We start from the raw sequence: 24,418 nt of genomic DNA, 5'->3' as shown, positions 1-24,418 counted from the left end.
AATTCATAATTTTATGACTATGCCACGGATCAGTTATCTCATAAAACTGCTGGCGTTTTTGCTGGGGTTAGTGGTGACACTGGAAGCCATTTCTTATGTGGCAACACGTGTAGTTATTAAAAAGGCAGTTACCCAAAACGCGCGGACAGAATTGTTGGCTGGCGGTGAATTATTCAGTCGCATCATGCAAAAAAACGTGGAGCAACTGGCGCTCTCGGTAAAAATCCTCACCGAAGATTTTGGTTTTAAAGAAGCAGTAACAACGCAGGATGAAAAAACTATTATTTCAGCGTTGAATAATCACTCGGCGCGTATCTCCGCTGATATTGGTGTGCTTATTACCGAACATGGAAAACTCATTGCCAGCGACCAGAACTTTGCGTTGCAAGTAGATGACGAATTTTTGGCGCTAACGGCGCGAGCCAAGGCTAAAGGGCAAGCCTACGATATTATCCGTGTGAATGGGCGCGCCTACCAGTTTGTGATGTATGCCGTAAAAGCACCAGTAGTTATCGGGCTTGCGGGAATGGGTTTTGAAATCAAAAAAGAATTTAGCCTGGATCTAAAAAAATTAACGGGTTTGGAAGTATCGTTCATCCATCGCGATGGCACAGAGATGCGTTATTTGAATGGTACATTGAAGGCTGAATACTTGCGCGACCTGTTAAAGCAGTTGCCACAACACCCGGCCCTGGGTGAAGTATTTATTTACGATGACCTTATGTCGCTAGCGGTACCTGCTGCGCGACAAAATGAAAATGTACGCGCGGTGTTACAAGTTCCGCTGAGTGAAGTATTAGCACCCTATTCACGTTTGAATGTGCAATTATTTTTCCTCGCACTCACGTTTTCATTAGTAGCTGCATTGGCTGCGTGGATGCTTGCGCGCAGTGTTACCAAACCGGTGACTTTGCTTGCCGATATTGCCCGGCGCATCGCTGGCGGTTTTTATGCAACCCCCATCGCTGTGCAATCCAACGATGAACTCGGGGATTTGGCCAAGGCATTTATCAGTATGCAAAAAGCCATTGGTGAGCGCGAACAGCAAGTGCTCTATCAATCAGAGCACGATCCACTGACGGGTTTACCAAATCGTCTCAGGATTTTTCCTGAATTGCAGAATGCAATTTCTCGTTCATTGGCAGTGAAACAAAATGTGTATTTACTCGTCATGGATATTAAAAATTTCACCCAGGTGAACGATGAGCTCAGCCAGGAAATTGGCGATGCCGTATTGCGCGATGTCGGGCAGAAAATAGCGCGCATCATTACCCACGGTGAAGTATTGCGTTTGGGTAGTGATGAATTCCTTGCGATTATGATGGCGGCCGATGCGGATGCTATCAGTGAAACCATTGAATTAATTCACAGCGCGTTTAAAACACCGCTGGTCATAAGCGGTATCCAGGTATCGGTTGATGTCAATATTGGCATTGCCGCTTATCCATCCGATGCTGACTCAGCTGAAACCTTATTGCGCCGCGCCAGTTTGGCGTTAAATGAAGGCCGCATTAGTGAGCGACACAGTTGTTGGTATCAAGCCGGCTGGGATGAACAACATTTGCGGCGCCTGCATTTATTCCGCGAATTTGAATCTTCTTTGCACGCAGGCTATATCAGCCTTTATTACCAACCGAAAATAAATCTGGAACAGCCGGATACCCTGGGTGCAGAAGCACTGGTGCGCTGGCGTCATCCGGAATTGGGTTTTGTCGCGCCGGATGAGTTTATTGGCGTAATTGAGAGCTCCGGGCAAATAACCTTGTTAACGCGCTGGGTATTAAAAACGGCGATTGCCCAGCTACGCCAACTGCTTGATGAAAAAATAAAAATTACCTGTTCAGTAAATTTATCTGCATTGGATTTATTGGTAGATGACTTGCCCGCATACGTAGCGGAATTACTACAAGCCAATCGTGTTCCGGCAGAAAATCTTTACCTGGAAATTACCGAAAGTGCCATTATGCGTGAAGCTGATAAATGCCTGCATAATTTACAGCGTCTGCGCAGCCTTGGAGTGACCTTATCAATCGATGATTTTGGTACTGGCTATTCGTCTTTATCGCAATTAAAAAAATTACCGGTTTCTGAATTAAAAATTGATAAATCCTTTATTTTAAATCTGGACGCCAGTGCGGACGATCAACTGATTGTGCGCTCCACCATTGAGCTGGGCCATACGATGGGTTTGAGTATTACCGCGGAAGGGGTGGAGTCCGAAGCCATTAAAACGGTGTTAAAACAATATGGTTGCGATACAGCACAAGGTTATTTGTATAGCAAACCATTACCTGCGGCAGATTTTACCCGCTGGGTACACGACTATTTAAAAGCGCTGCAATAAATATATCGGCAATATGTCGGCTCGAATTTATTGCAGGGCAGGTGTCTAACGGAAAATGATGCTATGAAAATTATCAAATTAATCGTCGCGTTTTGTTTATTGCCTTCATCCATTTGTATAGCAGTTACTGATTCCGAGTTGGCGAGTAGTGACATCATTGGACGTAGCCGTTTATTAGCAACAGGTGGTGCAACAACCATTGAAGGGATTGCCGGTGGTGGCATTGTACCTATGGCAGTCATTTCCGGTTACGGTGCACAGGAAGAATGGGGTGCAACGGCATTTGGCAGTTATGTGGATACCAGTGATTATCAACTTGAAGTTATTGGCGGTAGCTGGAGTTGGCGTAATCGCATTGAATTATCGGTTGCGCAACAAAAACTCACCCACAATTCGCTGACGGTAGCCCTGGGTTTGCCCACGGATTCTATTAGACAGCGCATTGTTAGTGCCAAAGTGCGTGTTGCGGGCGATTTAATTTACACCGCAATACCGCAAATCAGTATTAGTGCCCAACACAAAAAAAATCTGGACTTTTTTGTGCCGGGTGCAGTTGGTGCAAAAAAAGATTCAGGCACGGATATCAATGTAACTGCAACGAAATTAATTCCGGGTGGATTTCTTAATCGCAATTTATTGCTCAATGCCAACCTGCGTTATACCAATGCCAATCAAACCGGGCTGGTTGGTTTCGGCGGGGATAAAAATGATGATAAGGAAGTGATACCGGAAATTTCTGCCGGTGTGCTATTAAATAAATACTGGCTCCTGGGAGCCGAGTATCGCCAAAAACCCGATAACCTTTCATTTATAAAAGAAGATGATTGGCAAACAGCGTTTGTGGCCTGGTTTCCCAATAAACGAATTGCGCTCGTAGCTGCCTGGGTAGATTTGGGGGAGGTAGCAACCTTTAAAAACCAAACTGGCTGGTACTTATCATTGCAAGGGAGTTTCTAACTATGCGTATTCAATTACTAAAAATGATTGGTGTAATGATAACGGTTTTGTTACTGCCATCGTGTGCCAGTTCATCACAACAATCGTTGTATGATGAGCTAGGGCAATACGCAGGGATTGATAACATCGTGCGCGACCTGATTTTCATTATCGCTAAAGATGAGCGCGTAAACCCGCGTTATAAAGGCGTCAATATGCAACATTTCAAAAAAGGGTTAAGTGATTATATTTGCCAGCTTGCTGGCGGCCCGTGTAAATATGAAAATGAAAATATGAAACAGGTTCACGCCGGCCACAATTACACCAATACTGAATTCAATGCGATTGTTGACGATTTAATTCTGGCAATGGAAAAGCGCAAGATCCCGGTTGGAACTCAAAACCGTTTATTGGCGTTACTGGCTCCCGCCTATAAAGATGTTGTTTATCAATAGCTGCCCACTTTTGTATTTTACTAACGCCAGCGTTTAACAATATTTAACATATATCCACAAAATTAAGTGTGCTCGCCCGCGTTGGTGGGTTTATTCTCTGTTGCACTTGCCTTGTATGCCAGTTGTTATTTTGACCTGGTATAAACCATAACAAAAAACAGCACGAGAATTCATGTATGAAAAGAAACAGGTTTTCCCTGGGGTTATTGGCTGCTGCTATTTCCTTCACACCTATTGCCACCTCTCTAGCCTTTGCCGATTCACTCAAATTAAATAATCAGGATTATTTTGAAATGCAGGGGCTCAACGTCACTGTGTTTAGCGATATTTATCCCGATGGACACCAAACCGGTGTCACTGTTATCCAACACGGTAGCCGTGTGGCGGCGAATGGCGATTTGCGCCTGGAAATTTCCCCTGGACAATGGTCGCCAATGCCGGTAGGCGGAAAACAAACGGTCGATAAAAAAACGCAAACGGTTAGCCAAACACTTTCTTATCCTGATCCAAGTAAAGATCGCAAAGGGTTTAACCCGATTATTTATCCCGACCTGAAATTTACCTATCAGGTTAATGTGACGGCATTGAAAGATAATCAATTTAAAATCAGTGTGGATTTGGAAAAACCCTTGCCGGAAGATTGGGTAGGGAAAATTGGTTTTAACTTTGAAATTTTTCCTGGTGAATTTTTTGGAAAATCCTGGCTGCTGGATGCGCAGAGTGGCATTTTTCCACAACAACCCAATGGTCCGTTGGTAAATCCGCACGGGGAATTCTTGACGGCAGCGCTGGCTACCGGTAAGAAATTAATTGTCGCACCGGATTCCGATAAACACCGTATGGCTATTGAAAGCAAAACCGGTGAGTTGGAATTATGGGATGGCCGCGCTAACCACAATAATGGTTGGTACATCGTACGCGGTGTTATTCCAGCGAATAAAACTAAAGGGGCACTGGAATGGGTTGTTACACCGCATGTGATAAAAAACTGGATTTATGAACCGGTAATCCAGGTATCGCAAGTGGGGTATGGCACAGCGCAATCCAAGCAAGTTGTTATTGAACAAGACAAGCGCGATACCAAAGCGTCCGAGATAAAAATTTATAAACTATCAGAGGCTGGAAAAACCGAAGTCAAAAAAGCGAAGGTAAAACCCTGGGGTAATTTCCTGCGTTATCAATATATGACTTACGATTTCTCGGACATTAAAGAGCCGGGCATGTATCAAATCAGCTACCGCGATAAAACGTCCCACGCCTTTAAAATTGGTGACGATGTGTTATCGCGCAATGCATGGCAACCCACGTTGGAATATTTTTTACCGGTACAAATGTGCCATATGCGTGTGAATGAAAAATACCGCGTGTGGCATGGACTGGACCATCAAGATGATGCACTGATGATGCCGCTCAATTTTAATCATATCGATGGTTATATTTCTGATGGTACTACACGTACCAAATTCAAACCTGGCGACCGTGTTCCCGGTTTGGATGCCGGTGGTTGGCACGATGCGGGCGATTATGATTTACGTGTGGAATCGCAAATTGGCACTGTGTGGTTGTTGGCAACCATGGTGGAAGAATTTGGTTTGAATCACGATGCCACGTTGATTGACCAGGAGAAAAAGCTGGTTGAAATTCATGTTGCTGATGGTAAGAATGATGCGCTGCAACAAATTGAGCACGGTTTATTAAGTGTGCTGGGTGGCTACAAATCCATGGGCCGTTTATATCGCGGCATTATCGAACCCACTATTCGCCAGTATGTACTGCTAGGCGATGCGATGGTACAAACGGATAATTTTCCCTATGATCCTTCATTAAAAGACGGTGAAATTAAAAATGGAAAATCCGGCACACCGGATGATCGTTGGGTATTCACCGAAGATAATCCCGAGCGTGAACTGGATGTTGCCGCAGGTTTAGCGGCAGCGGCGCGGGTGTTAAAAACTTACAATCCACAAATGGCAAAAGATGCATTGGATGCAGCACAGAACCTTTACAAAATCGCAGCACCCAAAACCAAAAAGCCGGACGTGCGGGTTTTCGCATTGGCGGAATTGATTCTGGCAACGGGTAACGAAACTTATCGCCAGGAATTAATTGGTTTGCAGCAATCAATCACTGCGGATATCGAAAAAACCGGTTGGGCTATTGGCCGTGTAATGCCTTCAATAACGGATGAGAAATTTATCGGCGCAGTGAATGCTGCTGTTGAGTCTTATCAAAAAATTGTACGTGAGCGTGCAAAAACTGAATCGCCTTACGGTGTACCTTATAAACCGAATATTTGGGGCGCGGGATGGACTATTCAGGAATTCGGCGTTAAACAATATTTTTTCCATAAATCCTGGCCGCAATTTACCGGTACTGATTCTTATGTGAATGCGCTCAATTTTGTACTCGGCGTGCATCCGGGTGAAAATACCCAAAGTTTTGCATCCGGTGTTGGCGCAAATTCCGCGACTGTGGCTTACGGCGTGAATCGTGCTGATTGGTCGTATATTCCTGGCGGTGTAATTTCCGGTACTGCATTGATTCGTCCGGATTTACCGGAGTTAAAAATCTGGCCCTTCTTCTGGCAACAAACTGAATATGTAATGGGCGGCGGTGAAGCTAATTACATGTTTTTGGCATTGGCTGTGGATAAGCTCAATCAAAACTCCCGGTAAAATCTTTACTTTGGAAAGGCATGCCAGAAAAGTGTAACGAGCGATATGTTGTCGCTCGTTACAACAATAAATCTGCTAATACAGATAAATAAAAATTTCGTGAATTTAAGTGACATCCTGCTGTGACAACCGTTGTGCTCTATAAGATTTTTGTTTTTTTTTGTAAAACGAAACATCCATTTTGCCTGCTCGAATAATCCATCTCATTGATAAATAAAAACATCCTTCGCCTCATTATTCTTTCCAACAAGGTTGACAACGTTGTCCATGGGACCTATTTTCTTTGTCGACAGTATGGCGCCATTTTGGTTCTGTGCTTCGCCCATAAATTAAACAAGATTAATAATAGAGAGGGATAGAGATGGAAAATAAAGAGATAAGAAGCCAATTAAGTATGGCAATTCGAATAATCAATCGCAAAATTATTGTATGCGGATCTATCGCATCAATGGCGATGCTGACGGCCAATGTGTACGCACAGGACGAATCTATCGAAGAAGTGGTGGTACAGGGGGTTCGCGCGGCACAAGCGAGTGCAGTAAATACCAAGCGTGACGCAGTCTCGGTTGTAGACGGCATTTCGGCTGAAGATATCGGTAAATTACCTGACGTAACAATCTCTGATTCGTTACAACGTATTCCAGGTGTGCAGGTGACCCGTACAGCAGGTGAAGGTGGTCCGGTACAAATTCGCGGCATGGCTAACGTGGGAGCGAGTTTAAACGGTGAAACTTTCCTGAGTGCAACAACTATTGACTCGGCGGCTGCAGATTTTGGCGATTTGCCATCGACACTTTTTTCCGGCGCAGAAGTTTATAAATCGCCATTGGCGACTAACAACACTGCCGGTATTTCAGGCACGATCAATTTAAAAACCCGTCGTCCTTTTGATATGGAAAATGGTTGGACTTTTGCAGGCACCGGCGAACTTGACAGGGGCTCAATTAGTAAAGAGGACGACCCGACATTGACTGCGTTGGCTAACTGGAGAAACGATGACGTTGGTTTCTTGCTTGCTGGCGCAACGACGGAAAAGAATCTTGCTTCAAATTTTAACGGCTATTTTGATACCTCTGAAAACGGCGGCAACCTTAGTAATGTAATGAACAATAACACCGCCCTTTGGGGAGCTGCTTCGCTGGCTGATAAAAGTAAATACTGGCATATAGTCCCGCAAGGTTTCGCTGCATTTAATAAAGCGGAAGAGCGCCAGCGCGATGGCTTGAATGCATCATTCCAGGCTCGTGTAGGTGAAGGGTTTGAGATTGTTGCTGATTATTTTTATAGCGATCAGGAGCGCTGGAATCGCCGGGCAGGTATTTCGCAGAACAACCGCTGGGCCACCTATGAAGGCTATGCAGTTCCTACCAAATTTGGTAAAGAAAGTTTCATGTATAACGGTAATGAGTGGCGCAGTGTGACGGCGTTTAGTGCAGAGCCTTATCGTTTGCAATCATTCGCCCAAACCAACTACAACCATGAAACATCACAAAATTATAACTTTGAATTGAATTACGATAATGACGGCGCCTTGACTGGCCAGGTGCGTGCAACACGGGCCAGTGCCAGTGCTTCAATGCGTCATGCGTACGGTGAAGGTGACGTTTTAAGTATTGATAAGGGTTCGATTATTAGAAACCCCGGTGGATTGATTCCGGCAAGCCAATGTAATACCGCTCGTGGCGATATTGTTGTGGGAGACAAAGGTGGTTGTTTTGCAGCTTATTCTCCCGGCGGAATTGAAGGGCGCTTCCGCATAGGTTTCGACACTACCGGCGAGCATCCCAGTTTCTCTGGTTTTGATCAGGTTGTTAACGGTGGTAAAGGTTCACGCACCGTTGCGGCATATATGGAAGATATCGACTCTTATCACATTGGTGCATTCTCATCAGAAGGTAATACTGACAGAGATGCGACTATGGATACCTTTAGTACGCACTGGAATTATAAGTTTGAAGAAAAGCCGTTTATTACCAGTGTTGATTTCGGTTTACGCAATAGTACACGCAAAGTGGATTCTGCCGAGTTTTCCTATTTTGGAAAATTAAATGGTGGTTGTGCTGCACAGTGGAAAGCAGTTGACCAATTTGCCGGTTCGGCAGTTGCCTGTAATCCCGCACTTGCGCAAGGCGAATTTGTTACCGGTGTAGATCAGGCCGGAACGGCGTTCAATAATAAATGGGTCAATTACACCTTATTGCAACCGACTCGCCTGGATCAACACAATAAAGTCGTGAAAATAACGGATTTCGGTGGAGTGAAAGGATTGCCGGCAGTATGGGCAATAGATCCGCACGAACTGGATAATGCGTTAGCCTTCCAGGAACGAATTTCCGGTCCACAAACAGCAGTTACCAACCCTGGCCGCACATTCGGGGTAAACCTGGATGAGTTTAGTTATTTCTTGCAGGCAAATCTGCAGCACGGAATTGTAAGCGGTAACATCGGTATAAAAGTTATCCAAACAGACCTTACTGTGATTGGCAATTCTGTCGGTGATCAGCTGCCACATTCCGGCACCAACGTAGACACCGGCGATGTTGTTACCAATCGCGAATATACCGATTACCTACCTTCCGCCAACTTCGCATTTGATGTTACTGAAGATGTGAAATTGCGCTTGTCGTATGGCAAAACCATGATGCCGCTCAATATGCTCGATTGGGGTGGTGGTAAGTCCGTAGGTCGCGTGTTTAACGATTCCTGTAATTGTATGCGCGTGTCCGGTGGATCATTGGATGGTAACCCAATGCTTGATCCAACCCGTTCGGAGAACTTTGATTTCTCCGCAGAATGGTATTTGGGAGAGGCATCAATGTTAAGTGCGGGAGTTTTCAAGATTGAAGTAGAAAGCTTCCTTGCGCGCGGCATCGTCATGGTGGATGAACCGGATGCAGACGGTGTACGCCGTGGTCCACATCCATTTAACGCCAGAATCCAGGGTAAGGGTGGTGAATTCGAGGGTGTTGAGCTTGCCGCTAAATTGGCTTTTGGTGATGTCACAGATATGCCAGTTGTCAGCAGTATGGGTTTTGATTTGAACTACACATTGTCAGATAGCTCGCAACCGGTGAAAGGTTTCCAGGGCGAGGATTTGCCATTTCCCAACAATTCCAAGCACACCTATAACGCGGTGGTTTGGTATGACGATGGTGCATTCTCTGCACGTGTTGCCTACAACTTGCGCTCACCACGTTTGATTTTGCAAGGTACATCAACACATGCAATGCAATCCCTCTATCAGGACGATTACGGGCAAATGGATGTGAATGTTACTTACAACCTGAATGACCAATGGTCTGTTTACGTCAACGGTTCCAACGTATTGGAAGAGTATCAACAAACTTATCTTGAGTTTTCAGATCAGGAAGCCTTCCAGAATATTTACGAAGCGCGCTGGGCATTGGGAGCTCGTTTCAAATTCTAATCACCTGATAATTTGAACCTGCAATAAAAAAACCACGGCAGAAAATGGCCGTGGTTTTTTATTAAATAATAATTCAGGGCACACCTTGTGAATCAGCAACAGATTATTCAATCAATCATTATCGCCGGCGGTGGTACTGCGGGCTGGATGGCTGCCGCAAAGCTTAGCCAGCATTTTAAAAACATGGCAATAAAAATAGTTGTCATTGAGTCTAGTGAAATTGGCACTGTCGGTGTAGGCGAAGCGACAATTCCAACGTTACGTCGCTTTTACCAGTCATTGGGAATGACTGACATAGAAGTAATACGCAAAACCAGTGCAACGATAAAACTAGGCATCGAGTTTAAAGATTGGTATCAGCCCGATAGCTCATTCATCCATCCTTTCGGTTTATTCGGCCATGACGCCAATGGTATTCGTTTTCATCATTATTGGATGAAGTTGCGCGAAGCAGGTGACCCGTCAGCATTGGAAGAATATTCGCTGGCGATCGCTATGGCACGTGCCAATAAATTTTCCTTGCCGCAGGAAAACCCGGCATCACCATTAGCAATTTTTGATTGGGCCTTGCATTTTGATGCAAGTTTATTTGGAAAATTAATGCGCGACTATGCATTGGAAAACGGTGTGAGTCATGTAGATGCAAAAATTAACGCGGTTAATGTAAATAGCGATAATGGTTTTGTTCACAGCCTGACGCTGGATGATGGCCGTGAGCTGTCAGCAGATTTATTTATCGACTGTACCGGTTTTCGCGGGTTGCTCATCAGTGATGCGTTGAAAACCGGCTATGTGAACTGGAGTCAATGGTTGTTGTGTGATCGTGCTATTGCCGTGCAATCAATGCTGGTGGGTGATGCGCAAGCGCGCACAATATCCAAAGCGCATATTGCGGGTTGGCAATGGAAAATTCCATTGCAGCATCGCCAGGGCAATGGCCATGTTTATAGCAGTAACTTTATCAGTGACGAATATGCTGAACAGATATTACTACAACACATTGACGGGGAAGTATTACATTCCCCGCGTCAATTTCGGTTTATACCTGGTCGTCGAGCACAGGCCTGGAATAAGAATTGTATTGCGCTAGGGCTTGCTGCCGGTTTTCTGGAACCCTTGGAAAGTACCAGTATTGCATTGATCGAAACAGGCATTGAAAAAATTTGCGGTTCGTTTGCAAAGCCATTTTATAATCAGGAAAAAATTGATTACTTTAATCAAGTGACTGCAACTGAATGGGAGCGCATTCGCGATTTTATTATCGCTCATTATAAATTGAACCAACGGGACGACAGTGAGTTTTGGCGTTATTGCCGTGGTATGTCAATTCCGGATAGTTTGCAGCAAAAGATAAGCGCTTATCATGAACGGGGTGATTTATTGCATTATCCCTGGGAAATTTTCCATCCTGATTCCTGGCTGGCAATTTATAGTGGTTTTAATAATTATCCAAAACAGTACAATAAAAATGTAGACCGTATTAATAGTCACTATTTGCAGGAAAGCTTGACAGCCATGCGTCAATCCATTGCTGAAACAGTAGCAAACTTTCCTACCCATAAAGAATTTATTGTTCAAAATCGGGCGCAGCACAGTGTATTCGAATAAATTCGCTATGGCTGATTGCATTTTTTCCTGCATGGTCCAGCGTTTGTTTTATTTTTGCTAACTGTATTGCGATATCGTCGTCATTAAAGTGATCAATACGATTATCAGTGCGCTCCGGGATAATTCCGAAGCCATGGTAAATGCTTAACCAGCTGGATTTTTCAAAGGCTTCAGGTTCGTGTTGCAAAATATGGCCGCAACTTTTGAATAATTCGATTTTATGTTCCAGGCTGGGAGGGGTTTCCATTGCCTGGCAATAGCGCCAGAATTCCGTATCTGTGCGCTCAGTCAATTTATAATGCAGTACAATAAAATCGCGGATGCGTTCCATCTCGTGTTGATGGCGTCGATTCACTTCGGCAATCATCGCCGGATTAAATGACGTGTCAGGGAAAAATGTTAATAGATGAGTGATGCCGGTTTGTATTAGTGAAATGCTGGTGCTCTCCAAAGGTTCAATAAACCCGGAAGCAAGCCCGAGCGCATAACAATTTTTATTCCAGACTTTTTTGCGGCGGCCCGCTTTAAATGCAAATGGTTTTGGTGCAGTGATCGGGTTGCCACTGATGCGTTGCAGTAAAGTTTCTTCTGCTTTGTTTTTATCTAAAAATTGACTGCAAAAAACATAGCCGTTGCCGGTGCGATGTTGCAATGGGATTTTCCACATCCAGCCTGCATCCAATGCGGTTACACGGGTGTAGGGCGTTGGCTCTTCAGTGTTGGTGGATTGCACTGCGACCGCGGCATCGCACAATAACCACTGCTGCCAATCTTCATAACCTGTGTGCAGGCTTTCTTCAATAAGTAATCCTTTAAAGCCAGTGCAATCAATAAATAAATCACCCGCAATAATGTTTCCATTATCCAATAACAAAGATTCAATAAAGCCGTCACCTTCGCGCAAGTTTACTTTTTCAATTTTTTGATCGATATGTACAACGCCGCGTGATATGGACAGCTCACGCAATACCTTTGCATAAAGTGCGGCATCAAAATGGTAGGCATAAGAAAAATCAGCCAATGGATTATTGGGTGTTTCCTTTGGTTGGGCAAAATGATTGTGTTTGGCCAATTGACTACCGATAGAATAATCGTGCAAGTCTGCGGTGGGGTTGTTTTTTTTCAAACGATAAAAATAATGCTGGAATTCAACACCGCTAAAATCAATGCCGTAATCGGCAAAGGGATGAAAGAATTGATCGCCTTGTTTGCGCCAATCGGTAAATTGAATGCCCAATTTGAAACTGGCGCGCGTTGCACGAATAAATTCCAGTTCATCCAGACCCACTGAATGATTGAATTGCACAATGCTGGGAATCGTTGCTTCACCCACCCCAACAGTGCCGATGCTGGTGGATTCAATCAATGTGATGTTAATGGCTTTATTGGCGAGAAACCGGGAGAGGCTGGCCGCAGCCATCCAGCCTGCAGTGCCACCGCCGACAATGACGATATTGTTAATAGGAGGGAATGGCATGTTGAAATCTTCTGGTTGATTTTATTAATTTGTTGTAGAGATTATGCCGGCTACTTTGATACATCAAGTATGTAATGCATAGAAAACGAAAATAAAATAAACGAAGAAGAAAATATTATCTATATAATAATTTCGGAATGAAAAAATACTGGCGTTAGCCGATAATTTAAAATCTGCTAACGCCAGCGGTATAAATTACTTACATGTGTATTGTAATTTTGGATAAGGACCGTTGTATATCGTGGTCACGTTATAGGGGCAATGATATCCACCACACAGTTCGGATGGATTTAATGTTGGCTGATTAGGTTGGACCTGAAAAACGGTGCTTGCTCCTGTATTGCAAGGTGTTGCAATAGAACCAATCGTAACCGGACTGCTCTCATAGGTACCATCTGAAATCACAGCGGTTAGTGTAAATATTCCTTTGTCCATACTGAGTTGCAAGTTTGGAATATTTACGGTTCCTTGTCGGGCAGTCACAGTAGTAGTTGCAGCGGTTCCTGTCTTACCCGCATTACTCCAGGAAATAGTAATTTTTGCCGGAATATTTTCCCGGTATGCTTTTGATGCCTGATCTATTTCATAAACGAGCGCAGCAGATCTTGCGTTTGCATTAAAAGTTGCAACGCCGACGGAAGGTTTATATTGGAAGTAGACATCTTTTTTTGAACATGGCGGCCTTAAGGCAACGGGATCAGGGTTGGTAACGGGGCCACCGGTATGCACACTAGGTAAATTTTTCATCACCCACATTTGGCCATAGGAAAGCAGGGGGCGCTGCACTGTTGCGGTGTAGGTTAGATAAGCATTTCCTTCGGTATTCGCGTCCTTTTGACCACGATAACCGGCAAGGGAATCATAAAAATAAATGGTATCTCCTTTATTGAGAAGATATTTGCCATCACCTTTTACTTGTATTGGTTCATTAATCAGAATGTAGTCCCGCACTTCTATCTTAAGATAATCACTATCAAACCCACTGGATGACCCTACACCTATTGATCCTTCTTTCCAGGATCCATATACACACCAATAAGGAACAGATGATGCGTATAGTTGTGGATCTGGCGCTGCATGTGTGGCTTGCGATAAAGAGAAAAATGAAATAGTGGTGAGAAAAAGTGAAATTTTTTTCATAATAAATATTCCTTAATAATTTAATTGTCGAATCGTATTAATTGAGAAGTTTATATTTTCGGCGTTACCTCCATATTGGTGATATTCTTTTGAATGAATTCTTTATGTGTTGGTAATTGTGCAACAGTGTTTAATATTTTTTGATTGATATTCGCAAGTTCCCGTTCCACATCTTGCTCGTCAAAGTCGTCCACTACAGGATGATAATAATCAGGTTGGATATTGAAGCCGGAAAACATCGCTAGCCAGCTATTGGTACCAAAAAAATCAAGTTCATCGACTTGTGGCTGGCAAGTTTTTTTGAAATGGTCGATGCGTACAGCGAGAGTTTCAGGAATACTCATATGGCGACATTCATCCCAAAATTTTTGCCCATGGCGTTGGTTGGCGTGGTAATGCAAGATGAGGAAGTCGCGTAATTTTTCCTGGCGGGTGCGTAAATTGCTATTAACAGTATCAATCAATGTCTGGTTGTATTGTTTATTGGGAAAGTGGTTCAGCAATAACGCCAGACTCGACTGGATTAAATAAATACTGGTGGATTCAAGGGGTTCCATAAAACCGCTCGCTAACCCCACACAAAATACGTTTTTGTTCCAGGCCTTTTTGCGCATGCCGGTGGTGAAACGGATAAATTTGGGGTCCGCCAATGCCCCGCCTTCAAGGTTCTCTCGTAATTTTTCAGCAGCAATATCATCGGAAATAAAATCGCTGCAATAAACATAACCATTACCAACCCGGTGTTGTAATGGAATACGCCACTGCCAACCGGCTTCCATAGCCAGTGATCGTGTCGCTGACGCTGGTGTAAGTTCACTGGTACAAGGCATGGCGACAGCGCGATCACAACGCAGCCATTGGTTCCAGTTTTCATAACCGGTTTTTAATGTTTGTTCAATCAGCAAGCCATTAAAGCCGGAGCAATCGATAAAAAATTCTCCTTCGATTATTTCTCCTGTATCCAAACCCAGGGATCGGATAAAACCGCTGTCTGGGCATTGGTTAACCTGTTTGACATTGGCCTGGATTCGTTTGACTCCCAACGTTTGCGCAATACCGCTTAAGTAATGGGCAAATAAACCAGCATCAAAATGAAATGCATAATTGAAGCTGGATAATTCAAGATCGTTATTGGCTTTTGGTAATGCAAATTTATTATGGCGTGCCATTTGTACTGCGAGGCAATAAGCATCCAGTGCCTGTGCTTTTTTTTGCATGCGCATTTTGGCCCAGTAATGGTGGAAGGGAATGCGGGCAATACGTGCGCCATAACCAGCAAATGGGTGAATAAATTTTTCACCGGGTTTATACCAACCATCAAAATCAATGCCGAGTTTATAGGTCGCTTTAGTTGCGCGCATAAAGTCAACTTCATTGACATTCAAGTCTTGTAAGAACTCTTTAATGTATGGGACGGTCGCCTCACCTACACCGATAATGCCGATTTCGACAGATTCGACGAGCGTAATTTTGGTAACGCTTTGTTTAAAACGATTGGCTAATGCCGCTGCTGTCATCCAGCCGGCAGTACCGCCACCAACAATTACAATTGAGCGAATACGCGAGTCAGTCGCAGTTGCATCATTCATAGGCCAAGCCTGTTATTTTTTTTAAAAGTAGTTGGGATAGAGCGAAAAAAGGAGCCGATTTTCATCGGCTCCTTTCACATTGTGGTGCGTATGATTTCAATTAAAACTTGTAGTTAACACCTGCGGTAATACGGCGTTCGAAAATATTGTAGGAGTCAATGAAATTTTCCCACTGGGTATAAGTGATATTGTCTTCTTCAGTCAGGTTGTTAACCGCCAGGGTAATTTGCAAATCTTCGTTGATGTTATAAGACGTTGTAACATCAACAAATAACGTTTCTTTCAAATAACGTGGCATGCCTTTGTCTTTGTTGGTTGGGTTCCACATCCAGCCAGAGGTTTTGCCCTGGTATTGATCGCCAAGGTAATTGGCCGCAACACGTGCTTCAAATTTCTCATCTTGATACCACAACACAAGGTTCGCTTGATCTTCAGCGGTATTGTTGAATGGCGCTACGCTGCCATCAGGCAATAATTCGCTTGAAGGGCTTTCCGTTGGTGAATAGGTATAGTTGAACGTTACCCCGGTATTTGCCAGCAAACCTGGCAGGAAATCGAAGCTTTGCTGGTAAGAAAATTCCCAACCTTTAACAGTTCCGCCGGAACCGTTAGTAACCGTTTGTTCTTCTCCACCGCGACGTACTACACCATCACTGTCAGGAAGGTTTGGATTCTTTTCAATTTTGGTGTAGGTGAAACTGTCTACATCAATATTGAAATAACCTAACGACACAATGGCGCTTTCAGTTGGATACCATTCGCCAGCGATGTTGAATACATTCGCAACCCATGGCTTGAGGTAAGGGTTGCCATTGTTTTGGCGTGAGCTGACACGTTGGAATGGTTCTTTTACGGATTCGCCAGTTACCGGGTCAGTAACAGTTTCTTCGCTACTCAAATATGTAATAGTACCTTGGCCCAAACGATCCAGATCTTGCAATGTCATGCGTTTATCAAACGCTAATCGCACTTTGAAATCTTCTGCAATGCCAATGTTCAGGTTCAAACTGGGTAAAAAGTGATTGTAAGAAACGTTGGTGATTTTATCGCCCAGGTCAGTATACGTAGTGTGGTTTGGATCGGTACCCGCCAAAATTAATGGGTTGAGTTTTTGCGGATCAGTAATATTTTGCGTTACGGTTAAATCTGTTTTTACGTAGCGCACACCGGTGTTACCGCTGATAGTAAATGTATCGTTCAGCGCTTTATCAAAGTTTGCCTGGAAGTGGAAACTTTGTTTGCTATCGCTAATGGAATAAGAACGATCTGGATTGATAAGGCGTTGGCCTTTACCGTAGAGCATATCGTTGAATGCAATTGGATCATCAATTTTGCGCGTGTCGATCATCGGAATAGTAACGTCCAGGCCTTTCAGTGCTGCACCGAAATTGCTGACGTTATTGATATAGCCGTTTAATTTTGAATCGGTAATTTCAATAACCGGCAACGGATCGTAGGTCAAACCGGCTGCAGTGCCATTGCTGCCTGCCTGGCCGATTGCATAACCCACTTCATGATATTTATTCAGCAACTCAACGCCGTCTTTAATTACGCCGGATGGGGAGAAGAAAGACATGTTGTTAAACGTAGTGCTGCGATCAGAAAAGCGATAACCAAAATCAACCGAGGTCAAACCTTCGTCGGCCAATTTGAAGTTACCATCGAAACGCAATACATCGGAATCCGCTTTGGCATAAGTGCTATCGATCCAACCGGAATGCAAATACCAGGCTTCAGGATTTGCCATTTTAGAAATCATGGTTGGATCCAGCTCAGCTAATACGCTGCCGCTGTTCACTTTCACATGCATTGGATAAATCAAACCATCGTCAATGGCTCCCGGGTTAATGTTAATTGGCGTTGAAGTGGCTGAGCGTTTCACCATCAATGCATTACTGACTTGCGCGAGGGTGAGGGTGTTGTTGTCGTTGTCGGCTCTGCCTGATACATAACGTACGCTACCGGTAAATGCTTCACCGTTATCGTATTTCAACTCAATGTTGGAGTTGGTTGCAGAACTCTCACGGTAATCGCCCATTACACCTGCGCGGAAACCGGAGACCATCATGTTCATATCAGTAGCGTAGAACGGTTGGCCGCCCAGAGTGCCGTCACCGGGATTGATAATCGCAGGCTTGCCAGTTACGAGTGTGTATTCATGGAATCCGGCACGGCCGCCAATTTGATTACCCAAATAAATAAATTGGCCTGCGGCTTTTTCATCCATTTCAGTATGGAAAATATCAGCATTTAATGTAAGCGCATCGCTTACTGCCAAATTGAAGTTATACGCTAAACCCAAACGCTCGCGCTCAATTTCACGCGCAGAAAATTCCGGGCTATTCCAGCTCATCGGGTTGATGAAATCGCCATTGGTTTTGCCATTGCCATCGAGATCAGCACAACTGCTGCTGCAGTCCCAGCTTTCCGCAACGCGATCAGCACGCAGGCGACCCTGGTTTTCAGCGAGGGTTGAATCGCCATAGGAAAACGCCAGCGACATAGCGGCTTTATCATCAAAATTCCAACCTACCAATCCACTCAACTCAGGATCCGTGGTTTCGGTAATGCTACCGGTGCTGCCTTGCAAGCGTACCGAACCGCTAAAGCCCTCCTCCAGGTCCAATGAGCGGCGGGTCAAAATATCAATGCTACCGCCAATACCGCCTTCTAATTGCGCTGCAGATTGGGATTTGGAAACATTCAAACCGGAAACCAGGCTTGCCGGTACATCGGTAAAGTTAACGCCGTTGGTAGTCATGCTCGCCGGTGTCAGGAAGTATTCGCCGTTCATGGTGCTTAATACCTGGCCCATGCCGCGAACACTAACCTGGCTACCCTGGCCGCCGCTACGAGCGATCTGGATTCCGGTGATACGTTGTAATGAGTCGGAAATAGTGGTGTCGGGCAGTTTGCCGATGTCTTCGGCTGCAACCGAATCAACAATCTGCGCCGAGTTACGTTTGATATCGATCGCTCTTTCCTGGGCGCCGCGAACACCGCTAACGACAATTTCTTCGACTGAATCTGAGTCTTGGGCAACAGCAGTGGTGGCGATACAGGTGGCAATTACGCCTGATAGCAGGGTCTTATTAAATCGTGCAGAACTTTTCATGGTGCGTCCTCTTGTTTTGACTTTTTATATGTTGATGCCTGTGGAATTTTGAGCGTGCAGGGCTTCTCAGTCAGAACGGCAGCGCTATTTAATTATGCTTGGCCATCCTGTGAGATGGCGGAATCCTAGATGTAATCGTTTACATTTTCAAACGTTTTATGACGTCTATATTAATTAAAATAAAGTTTTACGAATAAATTATTGACCCAAAAACCATTGGCACTCACTTGTAAAACATATTTATCTGTTTGATTTTTAATGTTTTTAAAAATTTTTGTTTATTGCATTAGTGAATTTATTGTTGGTTTTGGCGTCAATTAAAATGACACAGATATTTGCAAACGTTTACAAAAAGTTACCTGTGGTGACAAGTTTGCCGGTACTTTTTAACCCGGCAAGGTTATTAACATCGCTTCTGCCATATAACCGTCTTTACCTTATTCGTGTTTTTCACGATGTAGTTGCCATTCTGTGTTTTTATGAATATGTTATATTATAACGTTTTCATTGAGGCTATTTTATGACCCTGCTCCCAGTTACTGTACTGTCCGGTTTTTTAGGCGCCGGCAAAACCACACTGTTGAATCACATCCTGAATAATCGCGAAAACCTGCGTGTGGCAGTTATCGTGAATGATATGAGTGAGGTGAATATTGATGCCGCGTTGGTGAGCAACCAGGTCAAGCTCAATCGCACCGAGGAAAAACTGGTGGAAATGAGCAACGGTTGTATCTGTTGTACCTTGCGCGAGGATTTACTGGTTGAAATCCGCCAACTGGCACACGAAGGGCGTTTTGATTATCTGGTGATTGAGTCAACCGGTATTTCCGAGCCGCTGCCTATCGCTGAAACTTTTACGTTTGAAGATGAAAACGGCCAAAGCCTCGCGCAAATCGCACGCCTTGATACCCTGGTTACGGTGGTCGATGGGGTGAATTTCCTGGATGACTACTCTGCGGCGTTATCACTGGCGGAAACCGGTGAAAGTTTGGGTGAGGGTGATGAACGTAATCTCGCGGAATTGCTAATCGACCAGATTGAATTTTGCGATCTGCTATTGATTAGCAAAACGGATGTAATTGACACGGAAAAATTACACGAACTGATAGGCATTTTGCAGCGTTTGAATCCCGCTGCTGAAATTATCCCAATGGTAAAAGGACAAGTACCGTTACAGAAAATTTTGAACACGAACAAATTCAGTTTTGAAAAAGCACAACAATCGGCAGGCTGGTTGCAAGAATTGCGCGGTGAGCACCAGCCGGAAACACTTGAATATGGAATTGAAAGTTTTGTCTATCGTGCGCGCCGGCCGTTTCATCCACAAAAAATTTATGATTTTTTTGCCAATGCGTTTGATCATTCCTCCGACGAAAATTTTTCAGAAAAAGCCTTGGTAAAAAAACGCCGTCTGCTGCGTTCCAAAGGATTTTTCTGGCTAGCATCGCGCCCGCAATTTGTCGGTCAATGGAGCCAGGCGGGCGGTATTGCCCAGCACGGGGCTGCAGGACTGTTTTGGAAGGCGATACCGCAAGAGCATTGGCCGGATGATCCCGAGCAACGTCAATTTATTGCTGACAAGTGGCAGGAACCTTTTGGCGATATGCGTCAGGAATTGGTATTTATCGGGCAGCATTTGGATAAAAACAACATCATCCAGCAATTGGATAATTGTTTGCTGGATGATGCTGAACTTGTTCTTGGCCAACATTATTGGAAGACGTTGTCGGACCCGTTTCCCGCGTGGCTGGAGGAATAAAACAATTCAGCGTACCTGTATCGGCCCCGGTTTCCAGTGGTGCTTCTGACGGCAAGGTAAATGTGCAGGATTGGTATCACTCGCGAGTGCGCCGGTTTGGCTGGCGGTAGCAGCTGTGTAGAATGCATTGCTTCTGATTACCTAGGCCAGCGTTATGAGTGACCCGCTTATCCCTATTACGTCTAACCCCGCGTCCGGCGTTTCTGCCGGGCGCTCCTTAATTCCCACTAACATCATCACCGGTTTTTTAGGCGTGGGTAAAACCACAGCAATTCGCCATTTGCTGGCGATTAAACCTGCCCATGAAGTCTGGTCGGTACTTGTGAATGAATTTGGGGAAATCGGTATTGATGGCGCGTTATTAAAAGATGTAAATGCCCACATCCGCGAAGTGCCGGGCGGTTGTATTTGTTGCGTCGCTGGCTTGCCGATGAAAATGGCTCTGAATATGCTCATCGCCAAAACCAAACCGGACCGCATTTTGATTGAACCCACTGGCCTTGGCCATCCTGAAGAAATCATCAATACATTGACCGGCGAATATTACGATTCTGTACTTGATTTGCGCGCAACTATCACGCTGGTAGATCCACGCAAGCTCAGCGATGAACGCTATCGCACTAATGCCAATTTTAACGATCAAATCGCCGTAGCTGACGTGTTGGTCGCGAATAAAAGCGATATGGCATCGCCTGCGGATCGTCACAATTTTGATGAGTTAGTCGCGCGCTTTGATCCACCCAAAGCGGCAAGTTTTGCGGTGAGCCAGGGGCAATTGCACCTGGCGTGGCTGGATTACTCGCGTGCAAGGCATCAACTTGCCCATCCGCAACATCATGCTGCCCAACTCCAGGCAGCGGGGCGCAATAACCGCTTGCAGCCGCAGCGCGAGTTATACAATGCTGCAATTAGCCTGCCCGAAGGTCAGGAATTTTTGCGCCGTGAAAATGCGGGGCAGGGATTTTATTCCTGCGGCTGGATGTTCCAGCCGCAGATCCGTTTTGACTTCAATCAAGTCTTTGGCTGGTTAAGCGGTTTGCAACTGGTGCGCGCCAAGGCGGTGCTGAATACTGATCAGGGTGTATTTATGTTTAATGCGGAGCAGGGCGTCTTGAGTGTGAACCAACTGCCCATAGATAGTGAACTCGATCTCTCTGATAGCCGCATCGAGTTAATTGATGATCGCGAATTAGCTATCGGTGAATTGGAAGCAATGTTAATGGTGACGCGCATTGATACGGCAGAAAAATCTGTTAGATAAATACCCGATTCCGGTACTCAAACTGCTGAAAAGCACCAGGCTGATACAGGAAATATCACCAACTTAACGGTATTGGTCTAAGGTTAAGGGTAGAGTTCGCACCGGAAAACTCACAACTACAAATACCTTTTCAGGGGTCAAATAATATGATGTTACTCCTCTCGTTACTGGCGATTTGGGTCCTCGTGGCTGTGCTGGTATATCGGCAAGTGGCGCTGGGCGCTGCTTCCGCCATTGTGTTGATTGCCTGGTTGGTGCTGGGTGCGGTTACCCCCGCCCTTTATTCGCCTTGGTTGCTGGTGCCGTTGGTCGTGGTTTTGGCGGTGCTGAATATCCCTCCCATTCGCCGTGCGATACTGACCAAACCGGTCTTCGGTGCGCTGAAAAAATCCATGCCACCAATCAGTGCTACCGAGCGCGACGCGCTGGAGGCGGGCACTACCTGGTGGGAAAAGCAATTGTTCAGCGGCAAACCCGACTGGAATGAATTTGCGCAAATCAGCCTGCCGCAACTCACGGCCGAAGAGCAATCATTCCTGGATAACGAAGTTAGCGAGCTGTGCTCGTTACTCGACGAATGGAAAATCCAGAACGATTTGAAAGACCTGCCGCCCGAAGCCTGGCAGTACCTGAAAGATAAGAAATTCTTCGGCCTTATCATCCCCAAGGAATACGGTGGCCTGGATTTCAGCCCCCATGCGCAAAGCCGCATTATGAGCAAGATCGCCAGCCGTTCCGGCACCGCTGCAGTAACTGCGATGGTGCCAAACTCCCTTGGCCCAGGCGAGTTGCTGGTGAAGTACGGTACAGAAGAGCAACGCCAACGCTGGTTACCGGGGTTGGCAAATGGTACTGAAATCCCCTGTTTTGGTTTGACTGGTCCGGAGGCTGGCTCAGATGCCGGCTCTATTCCCGATACCGGCATCGTTTGCAAAGGCACCTACGATGGCGAGGAAGTTGTTGGCCTGAAACTGACCTTCAGCAAGCGCTGGATTACCCTGGCGCCAGTAGCGACAGTTGTTGGCCTTGCGTTCAAACTTTATGACCCGGAGGGTTTATTGGGTGACCCATCCAAAAAAGAATACGGCATTACCTGTGCATTGATTCCTGCGAAGCATCCCGGTATAGAAATTGGCCAACGCCACAACCCTGGCTCGCCCTTCATGAACGGGCCGATTTTTGGTACTGATGTATTTATCCCGCTGGATTGGATTATCGGTGGCGCTGCCATGGCCGGCAAAGGCTGGCGCATGCTGATTGAATGTCTTGGTGCAGGTCGCGGTGTATCATTACCATCGCTCTCTACCGCCAGCGGGGAAATGAATTATCGACTGGTCGGCGCTTATGCGCGCATTCGCCGTCAGTTCAATACGGAAGTCGGCAAGTTTGAAGGTGTGCAGGAAGCGACAGCAGAAATTGCGGCCAGCGGTTATGCGCTGGAAGCCATGCGCCAATTTGTCACCAAAGGCCTGGAAACCGGTGCGCCTTCGGTGATGACCGCCATGGCGAAATACCACGCGACTGAATTGATGCGTAAATCGGTAGAACATTCGATGGACGTAGTCGGTGGCCGCGCCATCCAAAAAGGTCCGCGCAATTTCCTGGTGGCTTCTTACCATTCGGTTCCGGTTGCCATCACCGTGGAAGGTGCAAATATTTTAACGCGTTCGCTGATGATTTTTGGGCAGGGTGCGATGCGTTGCCATCCGTTCCTGTTTGAAGAAATGCAAGCGATGCAGCTGGAAGATGGGAGCGAAGGTTTGCGCAAATTCGACAAACTTTTCACCAGCCATCTCGGCCATATCTTCAACAATATGTTGCGTACCAAATTGCTCGGCTTCCTCGGTGGGCGTTTCAGCAGCGTGCCTGCCAATGCGGATGATTTCAGCACCCGCTGGTATCAGCGTATTAATTTGCTGAGTGCGTCTTTGGCATCCATGTCTGATATCGCCCTGGGCATTCTGGGCGGTAACTTAAAACGCCGCGAGCTTTTGTCCGCGCGTTTGGGCGATGTCCACAGCCAGCTATTTATTGCCAGTTCAATTTTAAAATTCCATTCGGCCCATACCCGCACGCGTGCTGAAGATGCCCACGCTGAATACGCATTAACGCGCGCGCTGTTTATTGCCCAGGAAGCATTGCGCGATTTCGCGGATAACTTCCCGCAGCAATGGATCGCCAAGTTAATTCGCTTCCTCACCATGCCATGCGGGAAAATTGTCAATAAACCGAATGACAATTTAATTCGCGAATTGGGCGATCTGATTATGGAAGAGAATCCGGTACGGCAAATGCTGGCGCAATATTTGTACATCAGCCATGATCCGGAAGATGCGGCAGGCCGTGTGGAAAGTACCTATCAATTGTTGTTGTCATTGGGACCGGTGTGGCATGCATTCCTGAAAGCCAAAAATACTGGCAAGATTTCCGGTGCGACCACAGAAGAACTGGCAAAAGATGCAGCGGCAAAAAATATTATCCAGCCGCACGATGTAGCCCGCATAGTGGAATATGACGCGCGCCGTTTCGATTGCCTGTTAACAGATGCCTTCGATAAGTTGTAATTAAATATTTTTTGGTCCAACAATAAAAAACCCGCTTTGCAGCGGGTTTTTTATTGGAATAATGATTC

At 45.4% G+C, this 24,418-nt stretch carries 13 protein-coding genes; 9 read left to right on the top strand and 4 right to left on the bottom strand.

All coding sequences use genetic code 11. The features are described from left to right. The first annotated feature begins 13 nt into the window (after nt 1–13). The 6 genes from A596_RS14040 (at nt 14) to A596_RS14015 (ending at nt 11,445) form a co-directional block, all read left to right on the top strand. On the top strand, nt 14–2,344 hold the full coding sequence (locus tag A596_RS14040) for a GGDEF domain-containing phosphodiesterase (protein WP_039915894.1): 2,331 nt from the start codon (nt 14–16) through the stop codon (nt 2,342–2,344). A 63-nt stretch (nt 2,345–2,407) separates the two neighbouring features. Beyond that, complete coding sequence (locus A596_RS14035; RefSeq protein ID WP_039915892.1) at nt 2,408–3,301, top strand: DUF3034 family protein; 894 nt, start codon at nt 2,408–2,410, stop codon at nt 3,299–3,301. A gap of 2 nt (nt 3,302–3,303) precedes the next feature. Continuing rightward, entirely contained in the window at nt 3,304–3,735 is a 432-nt protein-coding gene (locus A596_RS14030) for a group I truncated hemoglobin (RefSeq protein WP_052417520.1), read from the top strand. A 176-nt stretch (nt 3,736–3,911) separates the two neighbouring features. Continuing rightward, nucleotides 3,912–6,410 (top strand): glycoside hydrolase family 9 protein, encoded by a 2,499-nt coding sequence (locus tag A596_RS14025; protein ID WP_084128363.1) that lies wholly within the window; start codon nt 3,912–3,914, stop codon nt 6,408–6,410. A gap of 394 nt (nt 6,411–6,804) precedes the next feature. Further along, the gene (locus A596_RS14020) at nt 6,805–9,837 is read left to right on the top strand and encodes a TonB-dependent receptor (protein ID WP_039915890.1); all 3,033 of its coding nucleotides are present in this window, start codon (nt 6,805–6,807) and stop codon (nt 9,835–9,837) included. A gap of 87 nt (nt 9,838–9,924) precedes the next feature. Beyond that, nucleotides 9,925–11,445: a tryptophan halogenase family protein gene (locus A596_RS14015; protein WP_235425734.1), complete on the top strand. Its 1,521-nt coding sequence runs from the start codon at nt 9,925–9,927 to the stop codon at nt 11,443–11,445. Here the strand turns inward: A596_RS14015 and A596_RS14010 are convergent. The 4 genes from A596_RS14010 to A596_RS13995 all read right to left on the bottom strand — a co-directional run bounded on the left by A596_RS14010 (nt 11,405) and on the right by A596_RS13995 (nt 18,766). After that, the gene (locus A596_RS14010; RefSeq protein WP_039915889.1) at nt 11,405–12,922 is read right to left on the bottom strand and encodes a tryptophan halogenase family protein; all 1,518 of its coding nucleotides are present in this window, start codon (nt 12,920–12,922) and stop codon (nt 11,405–11,407) included. The two genes, A596_RS14015 and A596_RS14010, sit on opposite strands and share 41 nt — an antisense overlap. Before the next feature lie 195 nt (nt 12,923–13,117). Beyond that, complete coding sequence (locus A596_RS14005; RefSeq protein ID WP_039915887.1) at nt 13,118–14,062, bottom strand: hypothetical protein; 945 nt, start codon at nt 14,060–14,062, stop codon at nt 13,118–13,120. A 50-nt stretch (nt 14,063–14,112) separates the two neighbouring features. Next, a complete protein-coding gene (locus tag A596_RS14000; RefSeq protein WP_039915885.1) occupies nt 14,113–15,651 on the bottom strand; it encodes a tryptophan halogenase family protein in 1,539 nt (512 codons plus the stop codon). Nucleotides 15,652–15,751: 100 nt separating this feature from the next. Next, nucleotides 15,752–18,766 (bottom strand): TonB-dependent receptor, encoded by a 3,015-nt coding sequence (locus tag A596_RS13995; RefSeq protein WP_039915883.1) that lies wholly within the window; start codon nt 18,764–18,766, stop codon nt 15,752–15,754. A gap of 520 nt (nt 18,767–19,286) precedes the next feature. Here A596_RS13995 and zigA point away from each other — a divergent pair. From zigA to A596_RS13980, 3 genes are all read left to right on the top strand, one after another. Then, nucleotides 19,287–20,525, top strand: a complete 1,239-nt coding sequence (gene zigA / locus A596_RS13990; protein ID WP_039915881.1) for a zinc metallochaperone GTPase ZigA — start codon at nt 19,287–19,289, stop codon at nt 20,523–20,525. A gap of 154 nt (nt 20,526–20,679) precedes the next feature. Next, nucleotides 20,680–21,786, top strand: a complete 1,107-nt coding sequence (locus A596_RS13985; protein ID WP_084128361.1) for a CobW family GTP-binding protein — start codon at nt 20,680–20,682, stop codon at nt 21,784–21,786. Nucleotides 21,787–21,932: 146 nt separating this feature from the next. Beyond that, nucleotides 21,933–24,350, top strand: coding sequence for an acyl-CoA dehydrogenase (locus A596_RS13980; protein ID WP_235425733.1), 2,418 nt, complete (start codon nt 21,933–21,935; stop codon nt 24,348–24,350). The last annotated feature ends 68 nt before the right edge of the window (nt 24,351–24,418 follow it).

The organism is Cellvibrio mixtus subsp. mixtus J3-8 (assembly GCF_000766945.1).
GTDB lineage: Bacteria > Pseudomonadota > Gammaproteobacteria > Pseudomonadales > Cellvibrionaceae > Cellvibrio > Cellvibrio mixtus_A.
This window is presented reverse-complemented; position numbering and strand designations above follow the sequence as displayed.

Bases quoted from the DNA above. Each gene is read 5' to 3' on its own strand.
- A596_RS14010 (WP_039915889.1), bottom strand. From the start codon at position 12,922: ATGCCATTCCCTCCTATTAACAATATCGTCATTGTCGGCGGTGGCACT.
- A596_RS14000 (WP_039915885.1), bottom strand. From the start codon at position 15,651: ATGAATGATGCAACTGCGACTGACTCGCGTATTCGCTCAATTGTAATT.
- A596_RS13995 (WP_039915883.1), bottom strand. From the start codon at position 18,766: ATGAAAAGTTCTGCACGATTTAATAAGACCCTGCTATCAGGCGTAATT.
- A596_RS14030 (WP_052417520.1), top strand. From the start codon at position 3,304: ATGCGTATTCAATTACTAAAAATGATTGGTGTAATGATAACGGTTTTG.
- zigA (WP_039915881.1), top strand. From the start codon at position 19,287: ATGACCCTGCTCCCAGTTACTGTACTGTCCGGTTTTTTAGGCGCCGGC.
- A596_RS13985 (WP_084128361.1), top strand. From the start codon at position 20,680: ATGAGTGACCCGCTTATCCCTATTACGTCTAACCCCGCGTCCGGCGTT.
- A596_RS13980 (WP_235425733.1), top strand. From the start codon at position 21,933: ATGATGTTACTCCTCTCGTTACTGGCGATTTGGGTCCTCGTGGCTGTG.
- A596_RS14040 (WP_039915894.1), top strand. From the start codon at position 14: ATGACTATGCCACGGATCAGTTATCTCATAAAACTGCTGGCGTTTTTG.
- A596_RS14025 (WP_084128363.1), top strand. From the start codon at position 3,912: ATGAAAAGAAACAGGTTTTCCCTGGGGTTATTGGCTGCTGCTATTTCC.
- A596_RS14020 (WP_039915890.1), top strand. From the start codon at position 6,805: ATGGCAATTCGAATAATCAATCGCAAAATTATTGTATGCGGATCTATC.
- A596_RS14035 (WP_039915892.1), top strand. From the start codon at position 2,408: ATGAAAATTATCAAATTAATCGTCGCGTTTTGTTTATTGCCTTCATCC.
- A596_RS14005 (WP_039915887.1), bottom strand. From the start codon at position 14,062: ATGAAAAAAATTTCACTTTTTCTCACCACTATTTCATTTTTCTCTTTA.